This is a genomic window from Massilia sp. Masssp94, assembly GCF_059491305.1.
The window spans coordinates 4,818,573-4,835,213 of sequence record NZ_CP168501.1; the positions used below are offsets into that span (position 1 = coordinate 4,818,573).

The following is a 16,641-nucleotide window of genomic DNA, read 5'->3' on the forward strand; positions in this document are numbered from 1 at the left end:
GAACGGAAGCAACGAGATGACTCTTTCGAACAACGCCAACGACCCGATCGGTTCCGGCCCGCTGGCGCGCCGCGCCAGCCGCGGCGTGGTCGTACGGCATGGCGCGCGCAAGGTGATCGTCGGTGGCGATGCCCCGGTCGTCGTGCAGTCGATGACGAACACGGACACGGCCGACGTGATCGGCACCGCCATCCAGGTCAAGGAACTGGCGCGTGCCGGTTCCGAGATCGTGCGCATTACCGTGAACACGCCGGAAGCGGCGGCCGCCGTGCCGGCGATCCGCGAACAGCTCGACAGGATGGACGTCGACGTCCCCCTCGTCGGCGACTTCCACTACAATGGCCACCTGCTGCTGCGCGATTATCCCGAGTGCGCGCAGGCGCTGTCGAAATACCGCATCAATCCGGGCAACGTGGGGCAAGGCGCCAAGCGCGACACCCAGTTCGCCCAGATGATCGAAACCGCGATCCGCTACGACAAGCCGGTGCGCATCGGCGTCAACTGGGGCAGCCTCGACCAGGCGCTGCTCGCCCGCATCATGGACGAGAACGCCGCCCGCGCGCAGCCGTGGAGCGCGCAGTCCGTCATGTACGAAGCGCTGATCACGTCGGCGATCGAGAACGCGCAGCGCGCCGAAGAAATTGGTATGCGGCGCGACCAGATCGTCCTGTCGTGCAAGGTGTCGGGCGTGCAGGACCTGATCGCCGTCTACCGCGAACTCGCGAAGCGCTGCGACTATGCACTGCACCTGGGCCTGACGGAAGCGGGCATGGGCAGCAAGGGCATCGTCGCGTCGACGGCTGCGCTGTCCGTGCTGCTGCAGGAAGGGATCGGCGACACGATCCGCATCTCGCTGACGCCGGAACCGGGCGGCGACCGCACGAAGGAAGTGGTTGTCGGCCAGGAAATCCTGCAGACGATGGGCCTCCGCAAGTTCACGCCGATGGTGATCGCGTGCCCGGGCTGCGGCCGCACGACGTCGACCGTGTTCCAGGAACTGGCCGACAACATCCAGACCTTCCTGCGCGAGCAGATGCCGGAATGGAAGAAGACCTACCCGGGCGTCGAAGCGATGAACGTGGCCGTGATGGGCTGCATCGTGAACGGGCCGGGCGAGTCGAAGCACGCGAACATCGGCATCTCGCTGCCGGGCACGGGCGAATCGCCGGCGGCCCCGGTCTTTGTGGATGGGCAAAAGGTCGCTACACTGCGGGGCGAGCGGATCGTGGATGAGTTCAAGACGATCGTGCTCGAGTACGTACAAAAGAAATACGGCTAATAACGTCGTTCCCGCGAAAGCGGGAACCCATACTGAGCATCTTTAGTCACCTCAGCATGGATCCCCGCTTTCGCGGGGACGACGGAAACGGAAAATAGAAATGTCCGAGAAAAAAGAGAAAATCGTCGCCATCAAAGGCATGAACGACATCCTGCCGGCCGACGCGCCGCTGTGGGAACTGTTCGAAAACACCGCGGAATCCGTGCTGAAGAGCTACGGCTACCAGAAGATCGTCACCCCGATCGTCGAAGAGACGGGCCTGTTCGCGCGCGCCATCGGCGCCGTCACCGACATCGTCGAGAAGGAGATGTATTCCTTCACCGATTCGATGAACGGCGACCAGCTGACCCTGCGTCCCGAAGGCACGGCCGGCGTCGTGCGCGCCGTCGTCGAGCACAACCTGGCCTACGACGGTCCGAAGCGCCTGTGGTACAAGGGCCCGATGTTCCGCCACGAGCGTCCGCAGCGCGGCCGCTACCGCCAGTTCTTCCAGTTCGGCGCGGAAGCCATCGGCTTCTCCGGCCCGGACATCGACGCGGAACTGATCATGCTGTGCCGCCGCCTGTGGGACGACCTAGGCCTCGACAACATCCGCCTCGAACTGAACTCGATCGGCAACGCGGAAGAGCGCCAGCGCCACCGCGCCGACCTGATCGCCTACTTCGAAGCGAACATCGACGTCCTCGACGCCGAAGCCAAGCGCCGCCTGCACGCGAACCCGCTGCGCATCCTGGACACGAAGAACCCGGCGATGCAGGACCTCGTCAACAACGCGCCGAAGCTGCTGGACTACCTGGGCGGCGAATCGCTCGCGCACTTCGAGGGACTCAAGCAGATCCTGGATGCCAACAATGTCCAGTACACGGTCAACCCGCGTCTCGTGCGCGGCCTCGATTACTACAACCGCACCGTGTTCGAGTGGGTCACGGACATGCTGGGCGCGCAGGGCACCGTCTGCGCGGGCGGCCGCTACGATCCGCTGATCGAGACCTTCGGCGGCAAGCCGACGCCGGGCATCGGCTTCGCGATGGGCATCGAGCGCCTGATCGAGCTGATGAAGGCGCAGGGCGAACCCGCCGAGCCGGCCCAGTGTGACGTCTACCTCGTGCACCAGGGTGAAGACGCGCAGATGAAGGCGTTCATCCTCGGCGAGCGCATCCGCGACGCGGGCCTGGACGTCGTCCTGCACTGCGCGACCCCGGCCGGCGCGGGCAGCTTCAAGAGCCAGATGAAGAAGGCCGACGGTTCGGGCGCCGCGTTCGCCGTGATCATCGGCGAGGACGAGGTCAACAACGGCGTCGTCGCCGTGAAATCGCTGCGTGACAGCGAAGGCGGCCAGCAGCAGACGAGCGTGCCGTTCGACGAAGCCGTCGACTTCATCGTCGACCAGATCGTCGGTGGCCACGATCACGACCACGATCACGACCACGTGCACTACCATCCATAATTACGAACCCGCGCCGACACGCGGGAACTTCCCGAACCCGCGCAGACACGCGGGAACTTCCCAACACGATAACGAAGAAGACGAACGTCCATGGCATACGATCTCGAAGAACAAGAACAGATAGCCAATTTCAAGGCCTTCTGGGACCGCTTTGGCAACCTGATTACCTGGGTGCTGATCATCGCGCTGGGTGGCTACGCCGCCTGGAACTTCTGGGGCTCGCATCAGCGCTCGCAGGCTGCGGAAGCGTCCGGCCTGTATGACGGCCTGACCGAAGCGATCCAGGCGAAGGATGCGGCCAAGGTCCAGCGCATCACGGGCGACATCGAGAACAAGTTCGGCTCGACCGCCTATGCCCCGATGGCCGCGCTGGCCGCCGCCAAGGCCGCGTTCGACGCGAACGACCTGAAAACCGCGAAGGCCCAGCTGCAATGGGCGGTCGATCATGGCGACGACGAGTACAAGGCCATCGCGAAGCTGCGCCTGTCCGGCGTGCTGCTGGACGAGAAAGCGTTCGACCAGGCGCTGGCGCTGCTGAACGGCGAGTTCCCGGCGCAGTTCGCGGCCGAGGTGCAGGACCGCAAGGGCGACGTCCTCGTCGCGCAGAACAAGCTGGCGGAAGCCCGCGCGGCGTACCAGGCGGCGCTCGACAAGATGGAGAAGAACCATCCGGGTCGCCAGGTCGTGCAGGTCAAGCTGGACGCCATTGGCGGTTCGGCACCGGCGCAGAAAGCGGCAGCGTAAAATAACAATTCCGTCATTCCCGCGCAGGCGGGAATCCATACTGAGTTTCAGAATTCGATACGTCGCACATGTCGCGACTTCGGTAAATCAGCATGGGTTCCCGCTTCCGCGGGAACGACGTATTCAAGAACAAGGTAAATAAGACATGCGTATTACCCGGAAGCTCGTTGGTGTCGGTATGTTCGCCCTGATGGCGGGCTGCTCCTCGCTCAATCCGTTCGCGTCCAAACCGAAGGGCAACCAGCCCACGCCGCTGGTCGACCTGAAAGGTTCGATGGCCGTGCGCACGGCGTGGAAGCTGGAAGTCGGCAAGTCGCAGAGCTATATGTTCTCGCCCGCCATCGCCGACAACACCATCATCGCGGCCGGGGGCGACGGCACCATCGTGCGCGCGGAAGCGGCCACCGGCCGCCAGATCTGGCGCACGAAGGCCGGCATGGACCTGACGGCGGGCGTCGGCACGGACGGCAGCGTCATCGTGCTGGGCGGCGCCAAGGGCATGCTGCTGGCGTTCGACATGGACGGCAAGAAGCTGTGGGATGCCCAGCTGTCTTCCGAGATCCTCTCGTCGCCGGTCGTGGGCCAGGGCATCGTCGTCGCGCGCAGCATCGACAACCGCATCGTCGGCTACGACGCGAAGACGGGCCAGAAGAAGTGGACCGTGCAGCGCAACGCACCGGCGCTCACGCTGCGCCTCGCGCCGGGCATGGTTATCCACGACAAGGACGTGCTGGTTGCACAGCCGGGCGGCAAGCTGATGTCGCTGATCCTCGCCACCGGCGCGCCGCGCTGGGAGATCGAGGTCGGCGTCGCCCGCGGCGCGACGGAACTGGAGCGCGTCACCGACATGGGCGGCACGCCGGTCGTCATCGACAACGACGTGTGCGCCGTGTCGTACCAGGGCCGCGTCGGCTGCTTCGACCTGGCCACGGGCAGCCCGCGCTGGACCCGCGACCTGTCGTCGGAAGTCGGCGTCGCCGCGGACCAGCGCTTCGTCTTCGTCCCGGACGACAAGGGCGCCCTCTACGCGTACAACCGCGACAGCGGCACGAGCGCGTGGAAGAACGACAAGCTGGCCTACCGCCGCCTGTCCACGCCGGTGTCGTACGGCCGTGCCGTCGCCGTCGGCGACTACCAGGGTTACGTGCACTTCCTGTCGCGCGAGGACGGCTCGTTCCTGTCCCGCGCCGCCACGGACGGCAGCGCCATCGAATCCACGCCGCTGGTCGTCGGTTCGAACCTGATTTTTCAAACACAAAATGGAACCGTGACCGCCATCGCGGTCGAATAAGATTCAATGAAGCCGGTAATCGCACTCGTAGGTCGTCCCAACGTCGGAAAGTCGACCTTATTCAATCGCATGACCCGCTCGCGCGACGCGCTGGTGGCGGACTTGCCCGGCCTGACGCGCGACCGCCACTACGGCGAAGGGCGCATGGGCGAACGTCCGTTCCTGGTCATCGATACCGGCGGTTTCGAGCCGGTCGCCAAGGAAGGCATCATGCACGAGATGGCGCTGCAGACGCGCCAGGCCGTCGCCGAGGCGGATATCGTCATGTTCATCGTGGACGGCCGCCAGGGTCTCACGCCGCACGACAAGACCATCACGGACTTCCTGCGCAAGTCGGGCCGCAAGGTCATGCTCGTCGTGAACAAGAGCGAGGGCATGAAGTACACGTCCGTCACCGCCGACTTCTATGAGCTGGGCATGGGCGATCCGTACGTGATCTCCGCCGCCCACGGCGACGGCGTGCTGGACCTCGTCAACGAGGCCATCGACGTCGCCGTCCAGCAGCGTCCGGAGGAAGCCGAGGAGTTCGATCCGGCCGACTACGGCGTCAAGATCGCGCTGGTCGGCCGTCCGAACGTCGGCAAGTCCACGCTGATCAACACCCTTGTCGGCGAGCAGCGCGTGATCGCGTTCGACATGCCGGGCACCACGCGCGACTCGATCGAAGTCCCGTTCGAAAAGGGCGGCAAGCACTACACGCTGATCGACACGGCCGGCATCCGCCGCCGCGGCAAGGTGTTCGAGGCCATCGAGAAGTTCTCGGTCGTGAAGACGCTGCAGTCGATCTCGGAAGCGAACGTCGTCGTGCTGATGCTGGACGCGCAGCAGGACATCTCCGAGCAGGACGCGCACATCGCCGGCTTCATCCTGGAGACGGGCCGCGCGCTCGTCGTCGCCGTCAACAAGTGGGACGGCCTGACGTCCGACGTGCGCGACCAGGTCAAGAACGACATCGACCGCAAGCTGAACTTCCTCGACTTCGCGGAGACGAAATTCATCTCGGCGCTGAAGGGCACCGGCATCAACCACCTGATGAAGGCGATCGACACGGCGTACGCCGCGGCGACCGCGAAGCTGTCCACGCCGCGCCTGACGCGCGCGCTGCAGGAAGCGATCGAGAAGCAGGAGCCGAAGCGCAAGGGCAGCACCCGTCCGAAGATGCGTTACGCGCACCAGGGCGGCCAGAACCCGCCGATCATCGTCATCCACGGCAATGCGCTGGATGGCGTCACGGAACCGTACAAGCGTTACCTGGAAAAGCATTTCCGCGATACGTTCGATCTCATTGGCACGCCGCTGCGCATCGAGCTCAAGAGCGGCAAGAATCCGTTCGCCAAGGAATAACCATAATGCGTGAAAACCATTTGTGTTAAATGTTTTTCACGCGTGCGAGGCACTTTTTAAGCCAGCTTTAACCATAGCAGTACGACAAAAAAGAGCAAAACAGGTTACAGTTAGCTTGGGCGAACATTCACAGCTTGAGAATGTTGGCGCAGCCACTTGAAATCCGGCATCCCGCCACAATTTTTATACGACAACAACATCACGGAGCTGTCATGAGCAACAAAGGGCAACTGTTACAAGACCCATTCCTCAACGCCTTGCGCAAAGAGCACGTCCCCGTCTCGATCTACCTGGTCAACGGGATCAAGCTCCAGGGCCACATCGAGTCCTTCGACCAGTACGTCGTCCTCCTGCGTAACACCGTCACCCAGATGGTGTACAAGCATGCGATCTCTACCGTCGTTCCGGCCCGTGCGGTCAATCTCAACCTCGAACAAGACGCCGAGTGAGGTCGATGGCTGACGTTTCCGGCAACATCATGCGCGCCGCCCTGGTCGGTATCGATTTCAACGCTGGCGATTTCAAAGCCAGCCTGGAAGAACTGGCCCTGCTGGCGCGCTCGGCTGGGGCCGAACCGATCAGCACGATCACAGCAAAGCGCAACAGTCCCGATCCTGCGTATTTCGTCGGCAGCGGCAAGGCCGACGAAATCGCGCAGGCCGTTCTCGCCGACAAGGTCGAGATCGTCATTTTCAACCACGCCCTGTCGCCCGCCCAGCAGCGTAACCTGGAGCGGCGGCTCAATGTGCGCGTGGTCGACCGTACCAGCCTGATCCTCGACATCTTCGCGCAGCGCGCGCAGAGCCACGAGGGCAAGCTGCAGGTCGAACTGGCCCAGCTGCAGCACCTGGCCACGCGCCTGATCCGCGGCTGGACCCACCTGGAACGCCAGAAGGGCGGTATCGGCCTGCGCGGTCCCGGTGAAACCCAGCTCGAGACCGACCGCCGCCTCATCGGCGAGCGCGTCAAGATGCTGCGCACCCGTCTCACCAAGCTGCGCAAGCAGCACGAGACCCAGCGCCGTTCGCGCGGGCGCAACCAGACTTTCTCGGTGTCGCTCGTCGGCTATACCAACGCCGGCAAGTCGACCCTGTTCAACACCCTGACGAAGGCCGGGGTGTACGTCGCGAACCAGCTGTTCGCAACGCTCGACACGACGTCGCGCCGCCTGTACCTCGGTCCGGATACCGGCAACGTGGTCGTGTCCGATACGGTCGGTTTCGTGCGCGAACTGCCGCACCAGCTGGTCGCCGCTTTCCGCGCCACGCTGGAAGAAACCATCCACGCCGACCTGCTGCTGCACGTCGTCGACGGTGCTTCTCCCGTGCGGATGGAGCAGATCGAGCAGGTCAACGAGGTCCTGCGCGAGATCGGCGCCGACCATATCCCGCAAATCCTGGTCTGGAACAAGATCGATGCGGCCGGCCTCGAGCCGGAGATCGAGCGTGATGAATATGGTAAGATCAGCCGCGTTTTCATCAGCGCCAGGAGCGGCGCCGGCCTCGATCTGCTGCGCGACGCGATCGTCGAGGCGGCCGGCAGCCCGGCCGTTGTGCCGGTTGTCGACGAGCACCCCGACCTCATGCCCGCGACTCCCCATCCCGGACCACACTAGTCTATGCTTGTTTCTCTGATCAAACGGATCGGCGTGCGGCTCGCGCCGACCGGTCGTCACGCCGGCGCGCGCAAGGCCGGCGTGCCTCTTTTTTCCCTCAATGATCCGCGCTGGGGCCACAACCCCAAGTCGAACGAGGGCCGCCGTCCGAACAATAACAACAAGAACGACAACGACGGTCCGCCCGACCTCGACCAGCTGTGGCGCGATTTCAACCAGCGCCTCAACAAGCTGTTCGGCGGCAAGCGCGGCGGCGACGGCGGTCCGTTCCGTCCGGACGCGCGGGGCGTCGGCCTCACGGCCACCGTCGTCGGCGCCATCGCCCTCCTGATCTGGCTTGCCAGCGGCGCGTTCATCGTGCAGGAAGGGCAGGTCGGCATCGTCACGACGTTCGGCCGGCTGTCGCACGTCACGGGCGCCGGCTTCAACTGGCGCTGGCCCGCGCCGTTCCAGTCGCACGAGACCGTCAACACGGCGCAAGTGCAGACGACCGAGATCGGCTACCGCGCCAATGTGCGCAACAAGCAGCCGAGCGAAGCGCTGATGCTGACGGGCGACGAGAACATCGTCGACGTCCAGTTCTCCGTGCAGTACAAGATCAAGGACCCGGTCGCGTGGGTGTTCAACAACCGCGACCAGGTCGAGACCATCCGTGACTCGGCCGAGACCGTCGTGCGCGAACTCGTCGGCCAGAACAAGATGGACACCGTCCTGTACACGGGCCGCGACAAGCTGGCGGCGGAAGCGCGCGAAGCGATCCAGCGCCTGGCCGACCGCTACAAGATGGGCGCGGAGATCGTCGGCGTGACGATGCAGTCCGTGCAGCCGCCCGACCAGGTCGCCGCCGCGTTCGAGGACGCCGGCAAGGCGCAGGAAGAGCGTGTCCGTGCCCGCAGCGAAGCGCAGGCGTTTGCCGACGAGGTCATCCCGCAGGCGAAGGGCAAGGCCGCCCGCTTGCTGCAGGATGCCGAGGCGTACCGCGCCAGCGTGGTGAGCGTCGCGACCGGCAACGCCGCGCGCTTCGACAAGATCGTGGCCGAGTATGCGAAAGCCCCGGCCGTCACGCGCGACCGCATGTATATCGAGACGATGCAGCAAATCCTTTCCAGCACCAGCAAGGTCATGATCGACGCCAAGAGCGGCAACAACACGATCTACCTGCCGCTCGACCGCCTGCTGGCCCAGTCGACGGCCAACGAGGCGGCGCGCGGCGCCAATTCCGGTCCGATGATGGCACCGCAGCAGAACCCGGCGCAGCCGCAGGCGCAGCAGCCGGCGCAGCAGCCGGCGCCGGCCCAGGCGCAACCGCAGCCGCAGCCGCAGACGGAAGTCTCGGCCGGCGAATCGAACCGCACGCGCGACCTGCGCAGCCGCGACACCGGCCGCGAACGGGAGAGCCGCTGATGAGCCGCCTGTTAGCCAGCCTGATCGGCGCCGCCATCGCGGTGGCGCTCGTGTCGTCGTCCGTGTTCGTCGTCGACCAGCACCGTTACGCCGTCGTGTACGCGCTCGGCGAACTGCGCGAGGTCATCCAGGAACCGGGCCTGAACATCAAGGCGCCGCCGCCGTTCCAGAACGTCGTCTTCCTCGATAAACGCCTGCAGACGCTCGACACGCCCGACGGCGAGCGCTTCCTGACGGCGGAAAAGAAGGACCTGCTCGTCGATGCGTTCGTGAAATGGCGCATCGTGAATCCGCGCCAGTACGTGATCGCCATCGGCAGCAACGCCGACCGCGGCGGCGAGCGCCTGAACCAGCTCGTGCGCAATGCGCTCACGGCCGAGATCGGCAAACGCAACCTGGCCGACGTGCTGACGGGCGGCAAGCGCACGGACGTGGCGAATGCCGTGCGCGCCGACCTGGCCCCGGAAGCGAAAGACCTCGGCGTGGAAGTCGTCGACGTGCACCTGAAGCGTATCGACTTCATCGACCAGGTCAACAATGCCGTGTACGAACGCATGAAGGCCGACCGCGTGCGCGTGGCGAACGAACTGCGCGCGACGGGCGTGGCCGAGGCGGAGACGATCCGTGCCGACGCCGAGCGCCAGCGCAGCGTGATCCTCGCCGACGCCCAGCGCGACGCCGAGACGATCAAGGGAGAAGGCGATGCGCAGGCGTCGCAGATCTATGCCCAGTCGTTCGGCAAGAATCCGGAGTTCTACCGGTTCTACCGCTCGATGGAAGCGTACAAGGCCACGTTCAAGGGCCGCAACGACGTGATCGTGATCGACTCGAACTCCGAGTTCTTCAAGTATTTCAAGGGTCCGGGCGCGGGTAAGTGAGCGCGCAACAAGCGCGAACGTGCGGCGTCCATCGTGGAGTATCGGCAACGTTGGCATTCGTTTCATCGCCAACCGCCCCGCGTTTTCGGTTAAAATCGTCGATTCGGCGGAATGAACGCGTGCAAAGCCGCGTTCATGCTGCCCGAATGTTGTCCGACTTTTAATAACCCGACCCGCTTTGCCCATGCCCACCTGGCTCCTGCCCGAGAATATCGCCGACGTCCTGCCGTCCGAAGCGCGCAAGATCGAAGAGCTGCGCCGTCTGATGCTCGACACCTTCCGTACCTACGGCTACGAACTCGTGATGCCGCCGCTGCTAGAATACGTCGATTCGCTGCTGGCCGGCGCCGGACAGGATACCGATCTCCGCACCTTCAAGCTCGTCGATTCGATGAGCGGCCGCCTGCTCGGCCTGCGCGCCGACATGACGACGCAGGTCGCCCGCATCGACGCGCACCTGTTGAACCGCGACACCGTCACCCGCCTGTGCTATGCCGGCAGCGTGCTGCACACGCAGCCGTCCGGCCTGCACGCGACCCGCGAGCCGCTGCAGATCGGCGCGGAGATCTATGGCCACGCCGGCCTCGAAGCGGACGCGGAGATCCAGGAACTGGCGCTGGCGTCGCTCGCGCTGGCCGGCTTCGAACAGCCGCGCCTGGACCTGTCGCACGTCGGCGTGCTGCGCGCGATCCTCGCCGAGGATGCCGCCGCCAAGCGCGACGAGCAGCTGCTGTACTCGCTGCTGCGCTCGAAGGACGTCCCGGGCCTGCAAGAGGCAACGGTAAGCTACAACGAACAAACCCGCGCCGCGCTGCTGGCGCTGCCGAACCTGTACGGCGACATCGACGTGCTGGCGCGCGCAAAAGACGTGCTGCCGGCGCTGCCGGGGATCGCCCGCGCGCTGGCGGAACTCGCCGCGCTGGCCGGTTCCGCGCTGGGCCGCGCCCAGATCGCGATCGACCTCGCCGACCTGCGCGGCTACCAGTACGAAAGCGGCGCCATGTTCGCGCTGTACGTGCCGGGCCTGCCGAACGCGGTGGCCAGGGGCGGACGCTACGACCACGTGGGCGAAGCCTTCGGCCGCGCGCGTCCGGCCACGGGCTTCTCGCTCGACCTGCGCGAACTGGCCCGGCTGCTGCCGACGGCCGAGCGCAAGCACTCCATTCGTGCCCCCTGGGGCAACGCGCCCGAGCTGCGCGAAAAAATCGCTGAACTGCGCAAAGCGGGCGAAGTGGTGATCCAGTCCATGCCGGGTCACGACAATGTACAGGACGAGTTCGAGTGCGACCGTGTGCTCGTCCTCGAACAAGGAAATTGGATTCTCAAAAACTTAGGTTAATGATGTCAAATACTGCTAAGAACGTCGTTGTCATCGGCACCCAGTGGGGCGATGAAGGCAAGGGTAAGATCGTCGACTGGCTGACCGACCATGCCGCCGGCGTGGTGCGTTTCCAGGGCGGCCACAACGCCGGCCACACGCTGGTGATCAAGGGCCAGAAGACCGCGCTGCAACTGATCCCGTCGGGCATCATGCGCGAAGGCGTGGCCTGCTACATCGGCAACGGCGTCGTCGTCTCCGTACCGGACGTGATGCGCGAGATCGACAAGCTGGAAGCGGCCGGCGTGGAAGTCGCGTCGCGCCTGAAGATCTCGGAAGCCTGCCCGGTCATCCTGCCTTACCACGTCGCCATCGACGTCGCCCGCGAAGCGAAGCGCGGCGTCAACAAGATCGGCACGACGGGCAAGGGCATCGGCCCGGCCTACGAAGACAAGGTCGCGCGCCGCGCGATCCGCATCGCCGACCTGCTGAACGAAACCCGTTTTGCCGAGAAGCTGCGCGAGAACCTGGAATACCATAACTTCGTGCTGACCGGCTTCCTGGGCGGCCAGGCGCTGGACTTCCAGAAGGTGTACGACGATGCGATGGCCCTCGTGCCGCGCCTGCGTCCGATGGTCGGCGACGTGTCGTCCGCGCTGTATGCGACGCACAACGCCGGCGGCCACCTGCTGTTCGAAGGCGCGCAAGGCTCGCTGCTGGACGTCGACCACGGCACGTACCCGTTCGTCACCTCGTCGAACTGCGTGGCCGGCAACGCCGCCGCCGGTTCGGGCGTCGGTCCGGGCATGCTGCACTACATCATGGGCATCACCAAGGCCTACACGACCCGCGTGGGTTCGGGCCCGTTCCCGTCGGAACTGCCGACGGACGCCGGCGTGGGCGAACACCTGTCGCGCATCGGCCACGAGTTCGGCACCGTGACGGGCCGCGCCCGCCGCTGCGGCTGGTTCGACGCCGCGCTGCTGCGCCGCTCCGTGCAGATCAACGGCGTGTCGGGCATGTGCCTGACCAAGCTGGACGTGCTGGACGGCCTGGACACGCTGAAGCTGTGCACCGGCTACAAGATCGACGGCCGCGACGTCGACATCTTCCCGGTCGGCGCGGAAGAAGCCGCGGCCTGCGTGCCGGTGTACGAAGAGATGCCGGGCTGGACGGGCACCACCGTCGGCGCCAAGTCGATGGACGAACTGCCGGCCAATGCGCGTGCGTACATCAAGCGCATCGAAGAACTGGTCGGCGTCCCGGTGGACATGGTGTCGACCGGTCCGGATCGCGAAGAAACCATCGTGCTGCGCCACCCGTTCGCAGCCTGATATCGAAACATCGTCCCCGCCGCGCCACCCGTGGGGTGGGGACATCAGTCACAAGCAGAAGTTAGCCATAAGCAAAAACTAGGATAATCCAAATGACGACGCCTTCCTCGACCGACAAGGACCTGTGGGTCTCCTGGGATGAATACAACCGCCTGATCGAGCGCCTGGCGCTCAAGGTGTACGAATCGAACTGGAAGTTCGACATGGTGCTGTGCCTCGCGCGCGGCGGCGTGCGCCCGGGCGACGCGATCTCGCGCATTTTCGACGTGCCGCTGGCGATCCTGTCGACCAGTTCGTACCGCGAAGAAGCGGGCACGAAGCAGGGCGACCTGGACATCGCCAAGTACATGACGATGACCAAGGGCCCGCTGGCCGGCCGCATCCTGCTGGTCGACGACCTGGCCGATTCGGGCGTCACCCTGATGCGCGTGCGCGAGCACCTGCAGGAGAACTACCAGGACGTCACGGAAGTGCGTTCGGCCGTCATCTGGGTCAAGGGCACGTCGTCGATCAAGCCGGATTACCACCTGGTCGACCTGCCGCACAATCCGTGGATCCACCAGCCGTTCGAAGACTACGATGGCCTGCGTCCGCACCAGCTGTCGTCGTGGCTGAAGAAGTTCGAACAGAACTGATTCGGGCAGATGCGAAACGAGAAGGGCGACACCGCGGTGCCGCCCTTTTTCATTTGATCGGTTAAGATCACACCTGCCATAACAATAACAACGTCCCATGACCCAGAGCTTCTTCCAGACCTTCATCCTGCTGCTGCTGGTCACCGACCCCTTCGGCAACGTCCCCCTGTTCGTGACGGCGCTGAAGGACGTGGCCCCGGCCCGCCGCCCGCGCATCGTCGTGCGCGAATGCGCCATCGCCTTTCTCCTGCTGCTGCTGTTCATGTTCTTCGGCCGCCACTTCCTCGCGGCGCTGCAGCTGACCGACATCTCGCTGCGCATCGGCGGCAGCGTCATCCTGCTGATCATCGCGATCCGCATGATCTTCCCGCATCCGGACGGCGTGCTCGGCCGCAGCGAAGGCGGCGAGCCGTTCATCGTGCCGCTCGCGATTCCCGCGCTGGCCGGGCCGTCCGCGCTGGCCACCGTGCTGCTGTTCACGTCGCAGTCGGTGGAGGAGGTGATGGTACACGTGGCCGCGCTGGCGGCCGTCGCCATCATCTGGCTCGCCGTCTTCCTCGGCGCCGAGCGCCTGCAGAAGGTGCTGGGCACCCAGGTCATGACGGCGTTCGAGCGCCTGATGGGCCTGATCCTGACCGCGATGTCGATCGAGATGCTGCTGGGCGGCGTGCGCGCCTTCGTCAAGACTTTATAACCTCAAGGATTCAACATGACCCCGATGATCCGCGCCGGTTTCCTCGGCCTCGCACTCGCGCTGTCCCTCGCCGCCTGCAAGCGCCGGGAAGAGGCGCCGGCCGCCCCGGTGAAGGCCGACACCTCCGCCATCGGCTTCCAGAAGATCGACACGACCGCCGGCACGGGCGCCGAAGCCAGGGCCGGCTCCCACGTCACCGTCAACTACACGGGCTGGCTGTACCTGCCGGACGCGCCCGACCACCACGGCGAGAAATTCGACAGCTCCATCGGCCGCAAGCCGTTCACGTTCCGCCTCGGCAGCGGCATGGTGATCCCGGGCTGGGACCAGGGCGTCGACGGCATGAAGGTGGGCGGCAAGCGCACGCTCGTCATTCCCGCCGCGCTGGGCTATGGCGCGGAAGGCGCGGGCCCGATCCCGCCGAACGCCAACCTGATCTTCGACGTCGAACTGCTCGACGTGCAATAAGCCGCAGCGCATGCACGCCTGGATGCACCACCCGCGGGGCGAGCTGGCCGAGGCCCTGCACGGCATCGGCTTCTATTCGACCGTGGACGAGCCGTGGCCGCCGGCGCAGCCGCAGCTGAACCGGTTTCCGGCGATGGTGTACTGCAGCCTGAACTTTTTCACGGAGGGCGCCGCCGCGCTGCCCGGCGGCGACGGCGAATTGCGCGCCATGTCCGACCTGATCGTGTCCGGGCCGCGCACGCGGCCGATTGCGTCGCTCACGCTCGCGCCGCTGCGCACGGTCGGCATCGTGCTGTATCCGGATGCCTTCGCGTTGCTGACGGGGCTCTCCCCGGCGGCGCTCCAGGACCGCAACGACCCCGCCGACGGCCTGCTCGACGACACCTGGGCGGACTGGCCGCAGGCACTGCGCGCGTGCGCCGACGACGCCGCGCAGGCGGCGTGGATCGAAGCGCGGCTGGGCGAGCGCTGGCACGCCGTGCGCGGACGCTGGGATGCGGAGCTCGGCGCCAGCCTGCGCAGCATCGCCGCCAGTGCGCCCGAGCTGGGCGTCGGCGCGCGCCAGACGCAGCGGCAATACCGGGCCCGCGTCGGCCTGAGCCCCGCGCAGGCGCGCCGCCTGCAGCGCATGAACGCGGCCGTGTATGCGTTGCGCGACCCGCATGCGCCGGCGCGCTCGCTCGCGGACCTGGCCGCGGAACTGGGCTATGCCGACCAGGCCCACATGGCGCGCGAACTGCGCGAGCTGGCCTTCTTGCCGCCGTCGCGGCTGGAAGCGCATATCGAGACCGATCCCGAATACTGGCCCTATCGGCTGTGATGTCGGGTTTATACAAGCCGGGCTGACGTCCGCCGGCGACAATCGTGCCTTTCCGAACGAGGCACGACCATGAAGATCACCTTTCTCACCTACGGCACCGAAGGCGATACCCGGCCGCTGCTGGCGCTGGCGCGCGAAGTCGTCGACCGCGGCCACGCGACGCACCTGCTGGCCGACGTCGCGGGCGCCCCGCGCGCGCAGACCCTCGGCATTCCGTTCACCGCACTGGCCGGCGACATGCGCGGCGCGTTCCAGCCGGGCGGCGCATTCGGCGCGCTGCTGAAGGATGGCGCCAGCATGTCCCGCCTGATGCGCGCCTGCGCGACGCTCGCGCGCGACAACACGCTGCCGTGGATGGAAGCGGCGTGTACGGCCGCGCGCGGCAGCGACCTGATCGTGTATTCGGGACTTGCCGGCTTCGTCGGCCTCGCGGTGGCGGAGGGGCTCGGCATCCCGTGCATCGGCGCCGCGATGTGGCCGATGACGCCCACGGGCGAATTCGCGCCGCCGTTCCTGAACATGCACCGCCTGCCGGGCTGGGCCAATATGCTGGCCCACCGCGCGTTCGAACGGATGGCGTGGTCGATGTTCGGCCCGGAACTGAACCGTGCCCGCGCGCGGGTGTTCGGCGCCCCGCCGCGCCAGCAACCCTGGCGCGACATGCCGCTGCTCGTCGGCTGCTCCCCCACGTTGCTGGCGCGCCCGGCCGACTGGCCGCCGAACGTCGCGGTCACGGGCGTCTGGCAGTTGCCGGCGGGGGAGGGCTTTACACCGCCGCGCGCGTTACTGGACTTCCTGGCGGCCGGGCCTGCGCCCGTCTACATCGGCTTCGGCAGCATGGCGGGCATCGCCCAGGGCACGCTGGTCGATGCGATCGCGGCAGTGGCCAGCGGGCGGCGCGTGCTGTTCCATCCGGGCTGGAGCGGCATCGATTCATCCCGCCTGCCGCCCGACGTGTTCGTGCTGGACGACACGCCGCACGACTGGCTGTTCCCGCGCACGGCGCTCGTCGTGCATCACGGCGGCGCGGGCACGAGCCACGCCGCGGCGCGTGCGGGCGTGCCGTCCGTCGTCGTGCCGTTCGCCGGCGACCAGTTCTTCTGGGCGCGGCGCATGGCGCTGCGCGGGATCGCCGCGGCCTGTCCGGCGGCCGGGCTCGACAGCGCGCGCCTCGTGCAGGCCGTGGCCGCGGCATCGCAGCCGGCCATGCGGGAGGAAGCGCGGCGCGTGGGGCAGGCGATGCGGGAAGAGGACGGCGTGCGGACGGCCGTCGATCTGCTACTGGGGGCGCACATTTGTACAAATGCTAAATAAAATTGCACTTTGGAAATCCGAATGGCTATAATTTCCAGATCAATTATAAATACCGA

At 66.0% G+C, this 16,641-nt stretch carries 16 protein-coding genes; all 16 read left to right on the forward strand.

What is annotated here, in order from left to right; translation table 11 throughout:
* Positions 1–16: 16 nt before the first annotated feature.
* The 16 genes from ispG (at position 17) to ACEN9G_RS21355 (ending at position 16,585) form a co-directional block, all read left to right on the forward strand.
* The gene (gene ispG / locus ACEN9G_RS21280) at positions 17–1,279 is read left to right on the forward strand and encodes a flavodoxin-dependent (E)-4-hydroxy-3-methylbut-2-enyl-diphosphate synthase (protein ID WP_413341563.1); all 1,263 of its coding nucleotides are present in this window, start codon (positions 17–19) and stop codon (positions 1,277–1,279) included.
* Positions 1,280–1,379: 100 nt separating this feature from the next.
* On the forward strand, positions 1,380–2,726 hold the full coding sequence (gene hisS, locus ACEN9G_RS21285) for a histidine--tRNA ligase (RefSeq protein ID WP_413341565.1): 1,347 nt from the start codon (positions 1,380–1,382) through the stop codon (positions 2,724–2,726).
* 90 nt (positions 2,727–2,816) lie between these two features.
* Positions 2,817–3,470: a YfgM family protein gene (locus tag ACEN9G_RS21290; protein ID WP_413341567.1), complete on the forward strand. Its 654-nt coding sequence runs from the start codon at positions 2,817–2,819 to the stop codon at positions 3,468–3,470.
* Positions 3,471–3,615: 145 nt separating this feature from the next.
* A complete protein-coding gene (gene bamB / locus ACEN9G_RS21295; RefSeq protein WP_413341569.1) occupies positions 3,616–4,761 on the forward strand; it encodes an outer membrane protein assembly factor BamB in 1,146 nt (381 codons plus the stop codon).
* Positions 4,762–4,767: 6 nt separating this feature from the next.
* Positions 4,768–6,105: a ribosome biogenesis GTPase Der gene (der, locus tag ACEN9G_RS21300; protein ID WP_413341570.1), complete on the forward strand. Its 1,338-nt coding sequence runs from the start codon at positions 4,768–4,770 to the stop codon at positions 6,103–6,105.
* Positions 6,106–6,317: 212 nt separating this feature from the next.
* Positions 6,318–6,554, forward strand: coding sequence for an RNA chaperone Hfq (hfq, locus tag ACEN9G_RS21305; protein ID WP_036168820.1), 237 nt, complete (start codon positions 6,318–6,320; stop codon positions 6,552–6,554).
* 29 nt (positions 6,555–6,583) lie between these two features.
* Positions 6,584–7,720, forward strand: a complete 1,137-nt coding sequence (gene hflX, locus ACEN9G_RS21310) for a GTPase HflX (RefSeq protein WP_413341573.1) — start codon at positions 6,584–6,586, stop codon at positions 7,718–7,720.
* A gap of 3 nt (positions 7,721–7,723) precedes the next feature.
* Positions 7,724–9,124: an FtsH protease activity modulator HflK gene (hflK, locus tag ACEN9G_RS21315; RefSeq protein ID WP_495605448.1), complete on the forward strand. Its 1,401-nt coding sequence runs from the start codon at positions 7,724–7,726 to the stop codon at positions 9,122–9,124.
* Positions 9,124–10,002, forward strand: coding sequence for a protease modulator HflC (hflC, locus tag ACEN9G_RS21320; protein ID WP_056132272.1), 879 nt, complete (start codon positions 9,124–9,126; stop codon positions 10,000–10,002). The genes hflK and hflC overlap by 1 nt, the downstream gene beginning before the upstream one ends.
* Before the next feature lie 184 nt (positions 10,003–10,186).
* Complete coding sequence (locus ACEN9G_RS21325) at positions 10,187–11,341, forward strand: ATP phosphoribosyltransferase regulatory subunit (RefSeq protein ID WP_413342885.1); 1,155 nt, start codon at positions 10,187–10,189, stop codon at positions 11,339–11,341.
* Positions 11,341–12,654 carry an adenylosuccinate synthase gene (locus ACEN9G_RS21330; protein ID WP_371768021.1) on the forward strand — a complete coding sequence of 438 codons (1,314 nt, stop codon included), beginning with the start codon at positions 11,341–11,343 and terminating at the stop codon, positions 12,652–12,654. The genes ACEN9G_RS21325 and ACEN9G_RS21330 overlap by 1 nt, the downstream gene beginning before the upstream one ends.
* A gap of 92 nt (positions 12,655–12,746) precedes the next feature.
* Positions 12,747–13,289, forward strand: a complete 543-nt coding sequence (locus ACEN9G_RS21335) for a phosphoribosyltransferase (protein ID WP_413342888.1) — start codon at positions 12,747–12,749, stop codon at positions 13,287–13,289.
* Between the two features lie 97 nt (positions 13,290–13,386).
* Positions 13,387–13,983 carry a MarC family protein gene (locus ACEN9G_RS21340; RefSeq protein WP_371766855.1) on the forward strand — a complete coding sequence of 199 codons (597 nt, stop codon included), beginning with the start codon at positions 13,387–13,389 and terminating at the stop codon, positions 13,981–13,983.
* A 15-nt stretch (positions 13,984–13,998) separates the two neighbouring features.
* Positions 13,999–14,451, forward strand: coding sequence for an FKBP-type peptidyl-prolyl cis-trans isomerase (locus tag ACEN9G_RS21345; RefSeq protein ID WP_413342890.1), 453 nt, complete (start codon positions 13,999–14,001; stop codon positions 14,449–14,451).
* 10 nt (positions 14,452–14,461) lie between these two features.
* Positions 14,462–15,271: an AraC family transcriptional regulator gene (locus ACEN9G_RS21350; RefSeq protein WP_483126931.1), complete on the forward strand. Its 810-nt coding sequence runs from the start codon at positions 14,462–14,464 to the stop codon at positions 15,269–15,271.
* A gap of 69 nt (positions 15,272–15,340) precedes the next feature.
* Positions 15,341–16,585 carry a glycosyltransferase gene (locus tag ACEN9G_RS21355; RefSeq protein WP_483126932.1) on the forward strand — a complete coding sequence of 415 codons (1,245 nt, stop codon included), beginning with the start codon at positions 15,341–15,343 and terminating at the stop codon, positions 16,583–16,585.
* Positions 16,586–16,641 lie beyond the last annotated feature (56 nt).

What these genes read in the sequence shown, in the direction of transcription:
- ACEN9G_RS21350 (WP_483126931.1), top strand. Translation starts at nt 14,462, where the DNA reads ATGCACGCCTGGATGCACCACCCGCGGGGCGAGCTGGCCGAGGCCCTG.
- hflK (WP_495605448.1), top strand. Translation starts at nt 7,724, where the DNA reads ATGCTTGTTTCTCTGATCAAACGGATCGGCGTGCGGCTCGCGCCGACC.
- ACEN9G_RS21340 (WP_371766855.1), top strand. Translation starts at nt 13,387, where the DNA reads ATGACCCAGAGCTTCTTCCAGACCTTCATCCTGCTGCTGCTGGTCACC.
- ACEN9G_RS21330 (WP_371768021.1), top strand. Translation starts at nt 11,341, where the DNA reads ATGATGTCAAATACTGCTAAGAACGTCGTTGTCATCGGCACCCAGTGG.
- ispG (WP_413341563.1), top strand. Translation starts at nt 17, where the DNA reads ATGACTCTTTCGAACAACGCCAACGACCCGATCGGTTCCGGCCCGCTG.
- ACEN9G_RS21355 (WP_483126932.1), top strand. Translation starts at nt 15,341, where the DNA reads ATGAAGATCACCTTTCTCACCTACGGCACCGAAGGCGATACCCGGCCG.
- ACEN9G_RS21325 (WP_413342885.1), top strand. Translation starts at nt 10,187, where the DNA reads ATGCCCACCTGGCTCCTGCCCGAGAATATCGCCGACGTCCTGCCGTCC.
- ACEN9G_RS21345 (WP_413342890.1), top strand. Translation starts at nt 13,999, where the DNA reads ATGACCCCGATGATCCGCGCCGGTTTCCTCGGCCTCGCACTCGCGCTG.
- bamB (WP_413341569.1), top strand. Translation starts at nt 3,616, where the DNA reads ATGCGTATTACCCGGAAGCTCGTTGGTGTCGGTATGTTCGCCCTGATG.
- hflC (WP_056132272.1), top strand. Translation starts at nt 9,124, where the DNA reads ATGAGCCGCCTGTTAGCCAGCCTGATCGGCGCCGCCATCGCGGTGGCG.
- hflX (WP_413341573.1), top strand. Translation starts at nt 6,584, where the DNA reads ATGCGCGCCGCCCTGGTCGGTATCGATTTCAACGCTGGCGATTTCAAA.
- ACEN9G_RS21335 (WP_413342888.1), top strand. Translation starts at nt 12,747, where the DNA reads ATGACGACGCCTTCCTCGACCGACAAGGACCTGTGGGTCTCCTGGGAT.
- der (WP_413341570.1), top strand. Translation starts at nt 4,768, where the DNA reads ATGAAGCCGGTAATCGCACTCGTAGGTCGTCCCAACGTCGGAAAGTCG.
- ACEN9G_RS21290 (WP_413341567.1), top strand. Translation starts at nt 2,817, where the DNA reads ATGGCATACGATCTCGAAGAACAAGAACAGATAGCCAATTTCAAGGCC.
- hfq (WP_036168820.1), top strand. Translation starts at nt 6,318, where the DNA reads ATGAGCAACAAAGGGCAACTGTTACAAGACCCATTCCTCAACGCCTTG.
- hisS (WP_413341565.1), top strand. Translation starts at nt 1,380, where the DNA reads ATGTCCGAGAAAAAAGAGAAAATCGTCGCCATCAAAGGCATGAACGAC.